General features: G+C 56.2%; 9 protein-coding genes. 6 read left to right on the top strand and 3 right to left on the bottom strand.

Annotation, left to right across the window (positions count from 1 at the left end; genetic code table 11):
- Positions 1–80: 80 nt before the first annotated feature.
- On the top strand, positions 81–956 hold the full coding sequence (locus N5095_RS11690) for a DUF8172 family protein (RefSeq protein WP_267623059.1): 876 nt from the start codon (positions 81–83) through the stop codon (positions 954–956).
- A gap of 349 nt (positions 957–1,305) precedes the next feature.
- On the opposite strand, the gene N5095_RS11685 is transcribed toward N5095_RS11690, so the two are convergent.
- A complete protein-coding gene (locus tag N5095_RS11685) occupies positions 1,306–2,481 on the bottom strand; it encodes a competence protein CoiA family protein (protein ID WP_267623058.1) in 1,176 nt (391 codons plus the stop codon).
- Positions 2,482–2,801: 320 nt separating this feature from the next.
- Between N5095_RS11685 and N5095_RS11680 the strand changes: the two genes are divergently transcribed.
- Together N5095_RS11680 and N5095_RS11675 are read left to right on the top strand one after the other, a co-directional pair.
- Positions 2,802–3,830, top strand: coding sequence for a Cdc6/Cdc18 family protein (locus N5095_RS11680; RefSeq protein WP_267623057.1), 1,029 nt, complete (start codon positions 2,802–2,804; stop codon positions 3,828–3,830).
- Positions 3,831–3,852: 22 nt separating this feature from the next.
- Entirely contained in the window at positions 3,853–5,700 is a 1,848-nt protein-coding gene (locus N5095_RS11675; protein ID WP_267623056.1) for a DUF4365 domain-containing protein, read from the top strand.
- A 15-nt stretch (positions 5,701–5,715) separates the two neighbouring features.
- Here the strand turns inward: N5095_RS11675 and N5095_RS11670 are convergent, their stop codons facing one another.
- A complete protein-coding gene (locus tag N5095_RS11670) occupies positions 5,716–6,402 on the bottom strand; it encodes an SOS response-associated peptidase (protein WP_267623055.1) in 687 nt (228 codons plus the stop codon).
- Between the two features lie 303 nt (positions 6,403–6,705).
- Between N5095_RS11670 and N5095_RS11665 the strand changes: the two genes are divergently transcribed.
- Genes N5095_RS11665 through N5095_RS11655 form a run of 3 tightly spaced genes read left to right on the top strand, consistent with a single transcriptional unit; the run spans position 6,706 to position 10,147 of the window.
- The gene (locus tag N5095_RS11665) at positions 6,706–7,671 is read left to right on the top strand and encodes a hypothetical protein (protein WP_267623054.1); all 966 of its coding nucleotides are present in this window, start codon (positions 6,706–6,708) and stop codon (positions 7,669–7,671) included.
- A 2-nt stretch (positions 7,672–7,673) separates the two neighbouring features.
- Positions 7,674–7,979 (top strand): DUF8156 family protein, encoded by a 306-nt coding sequence (locus tag N5095_RS11660; protein WP_267623053.1) that lies wholly within the window; start codon positions 7,674–7,676, stop codon positions 7,977–7,979.
- Between the two features lie 2 nt (positions 7,980–7,981).
- The gene (locus tag N5095_RS11655) at positions 7,982–10,147 is read left to right on the top strand and encodes a type B DNA-directed DNA polymerase (RefSeq protein WP_267623052.1); all 2,166 of its coding nucleotides are present in this window, start codon (positions 7,982–7,984) and stop codon (positions 10,145–10,147) included.
- Between the two features lie 432 nt (positions 10,148–10,579).
- On the opposite strand, the gene N5095_RS11650 is transcribed toward N5095_RS11655, so the two are convergent.
- Complete coding sequence (locus tag N5095_RS11650; RefSeq protein ID WP_267623051.1) at positions 10,580–11,902, bottom strand: orc1/cdc6 family replication initiation protein; 1,323 nt, start codon at positions 11,900–11,902, stop codon at positions 10,580–10,582.
- Between the last annotated feature and the right edge of the window lie 42 nt (positions 11,903–11,944).

The raw sequence follows: 11,944 nt of genomic DNA, 5'->3' as shown, positions 1-11,944 counted from the left end.
AATGTTATAACCTTTACTTAGACTAAGTCGGCTCAACAGACTGGGTTAATAAGTACTGATGAAGGAGTACAATATACCAGATGGGCCACGTCTACTACCATCATCCCGGTGACAAGCAGTTTTCTCTTGACTTCGTGCATCCGGACCCTGCTGAAGTCGTCTCGCAGATCGTCGGCTACGACGACGACGTTGCCGTAAAGGTCCAGTCCTACGATATTGATGAAGCGTTCTACGTCGTCTACACGTCCCGCGTTGGCGGTGGCCCCGTTCGCGAGATCGCTTTCAATCTGAATGAGTCACTCGCGAAGATGAGCGAGGACAACAGCACCATCGTCGTTCGTCTGCTCGAGATCTACCGCGCCCTCATCGCTCAGAATGAAGAAGAGGAAGGAGTTCCCGTCGAGGCGTACAAGAATATCGATGTCGACGCGCTGCCGGATGTGCTTAATCGGACGTCGTGGGAGGGATCGGCAACAACCGTTGCAGGTCGACTCGCCTCAAACCTGATTCTGAAACACGCACTTCCGAACGCCAATCACCGGACCGCTGTCGCACTGGTCCAGTTCTACCTCCGGCGCCTGAATCCGGATTTCTCGATGCCGGAAACGTCCGTCGAAGTCGATTCAGAATCGTACGACTGGCGGAAGTGGGTGAACGAGTACATCAACGAATCGAAGCGGTTGTTGACCGTTCGGCGGAAGAACGTCCTCTTCAAGCACTTGTACCGCTTCGGCGCGAGAACGCTTGAGCGGAAACACGCGGTCGAAATCGACTTGACCGCATACGAGCTGGATATGTACCCGAGTGGGGCGAAAATCGTCTATGCGGAGCAGCACGAAGACCTCTGGACCGAGTTCGTCGAGGAGGCTGTCGAACGCGCAGGCTATCCGGAGCTGAAGGAAACGCCGGGGCTATCGAAAACAGAGTTCGCTGAAAAGATCCGGAACCTCGACTAAGTGGGTCTGTTAGTCTTGGAGCGTGGCGACTGTTCGGCCCGTTTCCTCGGCCTCTTCGCTGCGCGACATATTGTACGTCGCGAGCGCTTCGTCAACCGCCTGGTCAAGACTCATTGGTCAACCTAATCTTGACTCTTCCAGCGTATAAACGCTTGCATGGCTCTAGAAGAGTATCATACGCCCTCAATCCGCCGCTATAGGCTTGAAACACGGGTATTCCTCCTACATCAGTGCAGAGGTCCTCTACTCAAGGCTCGATCTGAGGCGCTCTCGAGATGGGAGAAGTTGTAAGATACTAGTACTGAGATGAAGAGTATGAATCTCCCTTTGGAATTGTAGGTAGAATCAATCACGGGTTCGTCTCACCGCAATCAGGGCAGTACTCGAACCACGCGCCTTCCTTGTGGCTTCTGTGTTGGCAGCGTTCTGGTTTCTCTTCCAGGGTCACGAGATTCAGGTCTGGATCCGGCGGTCCACCGAAGAAGATGTCCGTCCGCTCGTCTGCATAGCCTCGAAGGTTTGTGAGGAGACGAACCGGGCAGTACTGGCATTCCCGAAGCTCGATCTTCGGTTGATCATCGAAGTTCGTCCAAACCGCCTCCGCTGATTCCCACTCGTGGAATCCTTTCGGACCGCTGCACCGATCGATTTCAGGCCGATCAGCAAGTGCCTTCTCCAGTACTGCATCATGGTAGCGCTGGGTAAGTTGCTCCTCGAAATCGGAGGGGTACTCGACGACCAGCGTATTCTGGAGCACGCGTAATGGCAGGTCGGGGGTCGTAATCGAATCCGGATTGTACACGTACTCGCTGGCGTCTTCATCGTATTGACGGCGAAGGGTGCAGGGACGGCTGGTACAGATTTCGTAGTCTTCCTCGCAGGTGAGGACGTATCCAGGGACAGTTCCCCAGCTGTGTTCGCCGGAATACTGGTAGCTCTCACACTCGATGAACCGCCTCACCGAGTAGTCGCGAACGCTGTACCCGGGGGCGTCCTTCGAAGCGAAGGCGTCGTTAACGACCGAATAGTCGAGCTGGTCCGTACCGAAGTCTTGGGAGGAGAGCCACGCGACGGAGTACCCTGCGCTCAGGTAGTCGTGGGTCGTCGTTCGGATATCCTTCTCGTGGTTTCTGTGTTGAACTTCGATGATGACGCCGTTGCCAAAGAAGGCGTTCGGCGTTGTGAACTCTAAGAGTGCGTCGGCCCGTCGAGTACTGTGTTCACTCCCGCTGTCGGAGACGTCGAGTGTCACCTCCGGCGCACACTGTGCGGCCTGGTGGCCGAACTGTTCGGTAAGAGCTGCGACTGCGAGGGCGACACACCGAGCATGGGTGTCTGATTCACCGGTCGCTGCGATCGAGCAGGATGTCTGAGCGTCTGTACTGGGATGGTAGAAGTGGCGAGCACGTCCGTCGCCGTCGCGTGGATACATTACGTCCCGGCATTCTGGACACTCGACGGCCTCCTGATCCGGGATCATTGCCGGCACGACGACGGTACCGTTCTGCAGCGCACGGAAGGGCACGTTGTTGAAAGTCACTCAAAGGATGGATTTGAGTGTGTCGCTGATTGACAAGTGAGTGTCTGAGTGGGGCTCGAGAATGAGTCTAATTTGGAGAAAGGCGGTCTTCAGGCCGCACTACGTAAGTTCACAGCGGTATTCGATTTCTCAGCCGTCGGAATGGAAGGTGATTCTGGAAGTTTCCGGAAACAGGCGGGTTCAGAGACGGAAACCGCTCGACTGCGTACGGTCGTCACGACTCTTAGAAGCCACACTAGCTACTTTCCGGAAAGGACCCGGTCATGCTTATAAGTCTTGACGAGAAATCAGTCTGTCAGTACCGCATGATTCGCGATGCTCGCGTCCTTCGTGCCGGGTTTGTTCCCAGAGAAGTCGAGCATCGCGACCAGGAGGTCAACCACCTCTCCAGCGTTCTCGAACCGATCACGAACGGGGAGCCTGCCGACACTGCTATCGTCACCGGCCCCAGCGGTGCCGGGAAAACCTGCATCTCCCAGTTTGTCACCGAACGCCTCCGTGAAGAGGTACTCGACGTCGAAGCCACCTACGTCAACTGCTGGCGCAACTACACCCGATTCCGAACGCTCTACCAAATTCTCGATGGGCTCGGAGAAACCATCGACATTCATCGCCAGTCGACACCCCACGACGAATTGGTCGACCGGCTTCAGCAGTACGACGGCCCCCGGAGAGTCGTCATCCTCGACGAGGCAGACCAACTCGAGGACGCCAGCGTCATCTACGACTTGCACAGTCTCCCCCAGTTTGCAATCATCTGTATCGCCAACCAGGAACAAGAGCTGTTCAGCCGCGTCGACGACCGCCTTGTGAGTCGACTCCGCTCCAGCGAGCACGTCCGAATGGACAGCTACCACGACGAGCAGCTGTATGACATCCTGCAGGCTCGTGCCAAGTGGGGCCTCGACCAAGATGTCATCACCGACGATCAGCTCTACCGGACTGCGGATGCGGCTGCTGGTGACGCCCGTCTCGCCATCGGGATTCTACGCTCGGCGGCCAGTAAGGCCGACCGTGAGAATGTCGAGAGGATTACCGACGACATTCTCCTCGATGCTGCGACCGATGCTCGGGCCCAGATAAAGCAGAAGAGCCTCGATTCGCTTACCCCCCACCAGCGGATCGTCTACGACATCGTTCGCGAACACGGCCCGCTTGGGCCAAGTGACATCCACGACCGCTATACTGCGGAGGTTGATGACCCCCGTACGAAACGGACCGTCCGGACGTATCTCTCGAAGATGGCACAGTACAATCTCCTCAAGGCGGAGGGTACGAGTCGAGATCGAGAATATTCACTCGTCGATTCGACGGCTCCCTCAGTAATGCAATAGGCAATATGGAAAGAGACAGAGTATGACAAAGCGTAGTGAGCAACAACGCCTCGATAGACGGGGTGAAGCACATCTAGAACTGCAACTTGAAAAGTACGTTGTGAATTCCTATGAGAACGATTTCGGTTTAGATTTCGAGGTGAATCTAACCGAGCAAGAAGAAGACGATGAGTTTCAGCACGTCACCGGGGAGCACTTGTTTATTCAGCTGAAGTCGTCATCCGGGTTCGAAAACGACGACAGCGTGCATGCGGATCTGAAAATTACGCACCTCACACAGTATCTAGAACAGCCAATTCCGGTGCTTCTCGCCATTTACGACGACGATTCCGGAGAGATCTATTGGTGCGTTGTGCAAGAGTTCGTTTGGGATGAGCTCTCGAATAGGGAGAAGAATTGGCGAGAGCAAACAACCGTTCGAGTACGTATAAATCGATCACGTAACCTTACCAATCACGATCGGCTCGAAACAGCTGTACAGCGAGCACAAAACCGTATTACGAGACAGCAGTCGTACGGCATGAATATCGGTGAAGGGATAGCATTCACACCGGACGATTTCACCGAGCTCCAACGCCAAGTTGACAATGATCGTCTTAGCTACCGTGGGCATCTGCTGCTCAAAGCCCGACAGCACCTGAAGCGTGGTGATTTCGAAGCCGCCGAAGAGTCGATTAGTGAGATCTCTGAATCAGAGCACGACGATGAGGCCAAAGTCAAAGCTCTGTTCATGGAGATGATGACGCGAAATCCAGCAAACGCTGACGAAGCAGTGGAGATGGCGGAATTTGCTCATGAAGCTGAGACACTTGCACGGGACCTTGGCTTAGAAGCAGATGAACTGTTAGCGAGAGTTCATAAGCACGTCGCTGGTCTGTTCGTAATCCTCGAGAAACGTGAAGAAATGGTCGCTACGGATTCCATCCAAGATCTTGACCAGTTCAACGTCTCCGAATATGACTACCTTCGTGATAGAGAGTCTCGAGAGTTGCTAACTGGGGAATTAAACGCTGCTGGAGAAATCAACCGTACTCTTGCCGACTTACGGGAGAACGACCAGTACTACGTATACGCCGTCTGTCTTAGCCCAATTATTGACTACTTGTTGAGTCGGATCATGGTAAATGTGCTCTCACCAAGGAACGAGCAAGACATACCCGATAGCGTACATCCACTCGTGGAACAAGCCACCCAGATAGCCGACTTCATACCAGACCCGGAGACCGAATTTAATCTGCGAAAAAGCGTTGGTCTCTATCACTACCAGACGTTGAACCCAGAGACAGCTAAGGAGTTCCTCAAGGATGCAAGAGATCTCGCTGTAGAGATCGATGACCGTATTCTCGTCAAGGACACCGAGCAACTCCTCGACAAAATTGACACAAAGCCGGACCCGTATGACCATTCTGAAGAAACCGATTACGACGATATAGCCCCCGAAGAAGCGACTAAACGCGTTTTGGAAGTACAGGGGATTGACGTAGACATGGAAGGTGACCAAAGCACAGAATCCTATGACCCAATGGCTACCGCAGCCCGGCTAGGTGTTGAAGATGCGGATCCAGAGGAGTACTACCGCCATTGTGAGCACTTACACTTAGCGTACCAACCTAGTTTCTTTGGAAAAGTAACAGGTGTTACTTCTATCGGTTCAAAATCGCTGTGGTGCCAGCATGGTGGTGGTATGACAGGCGCAAGTCTCAAGCGCCTATTCAGTTCATTTACTAGTGAGTTCTGTGACGGGTGTGATCACCACTGCCCACGATCGAACGAATGGGAACTAACAGATGAGTTCGCCGAAGAGCAGGTGAACGACCCGGAGTTCCAAGAATTTTTAGAAGCGAAAGATAGTGCGTTCACTTCTCAATAAGCCTGTATCGTCCTATTACGAACCAAACTCACCTAGTCCGGATTGCTCGTGTTCGAGCGATTCGATAACGGTGGGGTCGTCGTTTCCGGGATTGTTGACCCGTGTCGAAATCTCGTACGCCGCCAAATCGTGTTCTGGATAGGGCTGACAGAGTTCCTTGCGGGCGTCTGGGCCAGCAGAGAGCCACTCGGACTCAACGTTTTCCGGCAGAACGACAGGCATCCGGTTGTGGATCGGTTCCATCAGGTCGTTTGGCTCGGTCGTTAGAATTGTCACACACGCAATCGTGTCCGCTTCGCCCTCCCACACGTCCCAGAGACCGGCCATTGCAAACGCGGGGCCGTTTTCTCGATGAATCCGATACGGCTGCTTCGGGCCACCATTTGCTGATTTCCACTCATAGAACCCCGACGAGAGGACGAGACAGGGGCGGGATTCCCAGGCACGCTTGAAGACACGCTTCTTGTCCGCTGTCTCTGAACGAGCGTTGATGATCCCTTCTTCAGGTTCATCCGCCCAGAAGGGAATCAATCCCCAGTGATACTGGTCGATCTCGTCGTCCGCTTCGTTCGTGATGACTTCCAAGTCATCGCCCGGAGCGATATTGTAGCGTGGTGTGTATCCGCCGTCGGCGACAACCTCAGCATCAAACCGAGTCTCAAGGTCACCCTGAGAGACGAAAAGGGAATTTCGTCCGCACATACACAGAGATTCGTGGGGGACTGGCTTGAACGTATGTCACGGTGAGCAGAGATGAGTATGGCCACGTTGTGACTCGCGAAGGTCGCAATACGGCATATCTTAACCAACAGATGGCCCCAGAACTCGCTGGCGTTGGTTAATCGCAAAGATAGGATCTGACGATTCCGGAAGCGTTCTCGGAAATAGTAACTCAAATCGGTAAACCGGGCGACTGCGCCGCTGTAGTTCCCGATCCCACTCTATTTCCTGAAACGCGGAAACGACACGCCGCGGCTTATCGGGCCGGTTGGCATCTAGTTGAGTATGTTCGAAGACTCCACGTCGACGTCGAGCGCGTCGTCGAAGCAGTTGGCAGTAAGTCGGCCATCACGGGGGGCAGATCGGAATCAGAATCTCGTCGACAAAGCCGATCCGGGCGAGAACATCCTGCTTCCCTCGCTCGACGACGGCATCACGCTCCTAGATATCGACGGTGGCCGTGGGGTCCCGATACTCCAGTCCATCGTCCTCGACCATTTGCTCATGCACGACGGGCCCGCCTTCTGGGTCGATGCTAACGGACACGCTACAACGACTGCGCTCGCGCGGATATCGCCTAGCCAACGGCTGCTCGACCGTATCCACGTTGCGCGGGGCTTCACTGCCTATCAGCATTATGGAGCGGTCTGCGATCTCCCAAGGGCGGTAAATCAGCACGTCCAACAGACCACGGCCACAGAGGCCAACGCGACGAATACCCAGTCCTCTGGACGCGACGACGAGACAGCTCAGTACACCCCTTCACTCATCGTCGCCCCAGTCGTCGACGCGCAATACCGTGCCGACGACACGCTTGGAGAAACCCATGCAGCGACACTCCAAGCGCGTACGCTCGCACGGCTCGCGACCTACGCCGAAGGTTACGACATCCCGGTTCTCGTTACCCGAACCAAGCCCGATGAGTTCACGGCATCTGTCGCCACGGCGGCTGAGCACCACTTAGAGTGCGAGCAAACGCGGATGGGGCCACGGTTCGTCGGTGACGAGTTCGAAACGCTCGTCTATCCCGTCGACGGCGGCGCGTACTACCAGACGACGTTTGCCTACTGGCGGCAGCTGCTCGGTGCTCGTGCGAAACAGGTCGGACTGGAACCGGCCGCGCCCCCGACCCCGACAGATGCCACCGACGGCATCGGACTGGGCGTGATGGCCGACGGATCGACCGCATCGCTCACCGCAAACCCACTCCTCGATGCGTGGACTGGCACTGTCGGTGCTGGAGGCCAATAGCGATGGGGCGGACCAATCCGACGTACCGGGACGCACTACGAGCCATCGAAGACCGGTGGGCGGACTTCCGTCGTGCGCTTCGTCGTCGCGACCAACCACGGTTCGATCAGTTGTTCACCTACGCTCGCGAGCACGCCGACGCAAGTGGGCTATTGAATCACCAGAACCCGTTCCTGCCGGCGCTCCTCAGCATCGATCTCGAACAGGAAGCACGACTCGAAAGCCTCGAAGATCGCCTCGAGGGTCTCGAGGAAGCATGCGAAGCCGAATACGACCTGGAGGCCGACCCGCGCGATGGAAACGAGTAGCCATGCCGTTCACAATCGACTACCTCGATGACGGCCGCATCCTCGAATGGGAGACCGGAGCCGACGATGCCGTTGTAACCGAGCATGACGACTACACACCGCGTTTCTACGTTGCCCCACGCTCACCCGACGTAGATATCGACCTCACGAACCTTCGAACGGTCTACGAGCGTCACCCCGATGTCGTCGCGACCGAGGTCGTCCCCCGGCGGCCCGGCTTCCGTCGCGGCGACGAGGATGTCCTCGCTGTTGACGTCAGCCACATCGACCGAGTCACATCGCTTGCTCGGCAGGCACGCCAGTTGTCCGACTACCCGGTTGGGGATCTCGCCTGCTTCAACGTCGACCTCTCACGAGAGTTCAGGTACTGTCTCGAGAACGATGTGAACCCGACGCCAGCGAGCGACCTCTCTACACTCCGACTCAGCGTCCCGCTTACGGAGACAAGCGGCGATGTGTACACTGAACTGTCCGTCGACGGCGATACGGTTACAGGCCCGCCGGTAGACATCCTGACGGCAGTACAGGGGGCGCTCGACCAACACGACCCGGATGTCCTCGTGTGCTCAACGAGCCAAATCATTCCGACCCTGTACGGGATGGCTGCCAGCGCCGGCGTCGACGACTTCTCGCTGAGCCGGTGGGCCGATGTTGACTACCAGCAGCTCGCGAGCCGATCGACCTATGCGAGCTACGGCCGCGTCGGGCACTCACCGGCACGCTACAACGTACCCGGGCGAGCAATCATTGACCGATCGAACACGTTCTTCTTTGGCGAGACTTACATTGACGGCGTCCTCGACCTGGTAACCCGGTCACGAAAGCCAATTCAGGAGGCGGCCTGGGCGTCGATCGGCAACATCCTCACGGCCATCCAGATCTGCGAAGCCCACAAGCGAGGAGTTCTCGTCCCGTGGAACTCTTGGCGGCACGAGGAGTACAAATCGATGGGAACGCTCCACGACGCCGACCGTGGTGGGTTCATTTTCGCGCCGGAAGTCGGCCTACACGAGGACGTCCACGAACTCGACTTCTCATCGTTGTACCCGAACATCATCTGTACGAGGAACGTGTCGCCCGACGTGATCCGGTGTGAGTGCCATCGCGGCCGCGACGATGTCCCCGACCTCGGCTATTCGATCTGTGACGAACGCGGCTATCTCGTCGACGTCCTCCAGCCGATCATCGATGCGCGTGACGAGATCAAGGCCGCGATCCGTCGCGAACAAGAACGCGATGACCCTGACGAGGAACGCCTCGAAGAACTCGAAGGGCGGTCGGGAGCCCTGAAATGGATCCTCGTCGCCTGCTTCGGCTATCAAGGATTCAACAACGCGAAATATGGGAGAATCGAGTGCCACGAGGCGATCAACGCGTTCGCTCGCGAAATTTTGTTGACGGCAAAGCAACGCCTCGAAGCCGGTGGCTGGCGTGTCGTCCACGGCATCGTCGATTCAATTTGGGTGACACCAGATCCTGATATCGGCGACGATCAGCGAGAGAATCTCACGGAACTCGCGACTGAGATCACCGAAGCAGTCGACATTCGGCTCGAGTACGAAGCTCACTACGACTGGGTGGCGTTCGTACCCCAACGCGAGAGTGACGCCGGTGCGTTGACGAAGTATTTCGGAAAGGTCGCTGGCGAAGACGAGTTCAAAATCCGTGGCATCGAGGCTCGACAGCGGTCGACGCCACCGTTCATCGAGAACGTCCAGCGGGAGTGTCTCGAACGGCTCGACGCAACTCGATCCCCAAGAGCCGTCCTCGGCTGTCTCAAACGGGCAATCAAAACACTCCATGCTGGTACGGTGCCGGTGAAGCAGCTCGTTGAGCGGAACCGTGTCTCAAAACCACTCGAAGGCTATACACAGAGCACACAGACCGTCGCGGCGCTGAAACGTGCTCGCGACCAAGACCTCGCAGTTCATCCTGGCCAAGATATCAGGTACGTGGTCGTCGACGACGAGAAAACCTCGCGGGAGCGTGTCGCCCTCGCCCATGAAGAGTTCGATACGTACGACTCGTCGTACTACGAAATCCAGCTCATCCGTGCTGTCGAAAGCATTCTCTCCCCGCTCGGGTGGGATCGAACAGATATTCGTCGGGAACTCGCCGAGACACGGGAGCTGGATCTGACGGAGTTCACGGTTGTGGAACCTAGGTAATCAGCCATCGGAAGAAGTTCAGCTCCCGCTTCCGAACAATCTGGAGGATCTGTGCCGGCATAGTGATACAGAGGGACACCCCCCTGTGTCCGCATAATCTTCTGAAGAAGGTCTGGGGATACCGTAAGAAAGGAACCCTCACCCCCCACCGTGTCCGCATAAATTGTTCGGGGATATTTGAGACGACGCTTCGTCACCCCCCACCACGTCCGCATAATCTGAGCGCAAGAGCGCCAGGCGTACCGACTTATATCGATTTTTCATTAGGTGCCGGTCATCCAGAATCTCGGGGCCAGGAGAGACACCTCTATCGATTTGTTGTGTGAGAGTCCACCAAACCCTAGAGACACACCCCTATCGACTTGTTCTCGATATCGAGTGAGCTAGAACGTCGCATCACCCTCGCCCCTATCGATTTGTTCCGAGCAGGAGCTACTGATTGATCTGAGCCCGCACCACCGTCCGTAGTTCATCCACGTGGACGTCTTTCAGTCGTGAATCTTCTCGAAGCGTTTCGATAATCGTGTTCGGATTCTCCCCAAACGTGAACTCGAGGTAGCTTCCCGAGTGCGGGCCCTGACTTTTTCGCTCAGTCTCGACCAAGGAGTACGTCGTGAGCTCCTTCATCTTGTTCACGTACGTCTCCTGGTGATACTGGTCTGCATCAAGTGTCCCCGTTAGATACTGGTATACTCGATACCCGAGCGGACTTTTCGCTGCCCCCCCGGTCTCCCGGGCAACGGCAGCAGTCGCGAAGAGACAGAGCTTCTTCTGGGTACTAATTCCACGAGTTACCTCCAGAACGCGGTTCTTCTCGACCTTGTCTTGGGCTTCTCGAATGTGCTCTTCACGAACCTGGTCCGCGTTTGCTTTTTCGGCGATTGAACCTGCTGTCCGCATTAGATCGATCGCCTTCCGTGCGTCCCCGTTCGTTTGGGCCGCAAATGCTGCAGCCAGTGGGATCACGTCGTTACTGAGTGCGCCCTCGTGGAAGGCATCTTCCCGTGCCCAGAGAATCTCTCGGAGTTGGTTGGCGTCATAGTCGCTGAAGTGGACGTCCTCCGGTGTGAACGAACTGAGTGCTCGACTGCCAACGTTCTCCATCATCTTCGTGTCGTTGGTGATGGCGGTCACAGAGACCTGGGCGGTAATCTCGTCCGTACTCCCAGCACGAGAAAGCTGGTACAGAAGACGGGAGAAGGCAGGTTCCTCCATATCTCGGCGACCGACGAGCATATCGAGTTCGTCGAGGATGAAGACGACTGTGTCGTAGTGCTCGTTAATTAGACGATAGAGTTCTCGCCATTTCTTCTTGTTCGGGATGCCGTGTTCTGGAACCTCAACGGTCGCTCCGACGTCGTTCGCGACTTTTCGAGATAACTCGTAAACGGCAGAACCGAGAGTCCCGACGTTCTGGCAGTTCATCTGGACTACGCCGAATCTGATGTCGCGGCTTTCACAGAGTTCGAGGATGTTCGAACAGACGGCGTTGATGATGAGCGACTTCCCAGTCCCTGACGGCCCGTAGAGGAAGAGGTTTGGGGGCCGTTCATTACTAATCGCAACTCGAAGATGCTGAGTGATGTCGGTGAGCTGGGAGTCGCGGCCGACGATACGTTCCTCGTCGACGATCTCGTTCGGTTCGAGCAGAGAGCGGTTCTTGATGAGACTCGCGGCTTCTTCCTGCTCGAGGATGAGATCTTTAATGGAACCCGTAGACTCGGGTGTTTCCTCGGGACCAGGATCCGTGGGCATACCCCACCCCACTCTATCAGGATACTAAAAGATTCCCCTGTC

The organism is Halobium salinum (genome assembly GCF_026586625.1).
Classification (GTDB): domain Archaea; phylum Halobacteriota; class Halobacteria; order Halobacteriales; family Haloferacaceae; genus Halobium; species Halobium salinum.
Note: the sequence above shows the minus strand (reverse complement) of the source record. Positions and strands in the feature narration are given on the sequence as shown.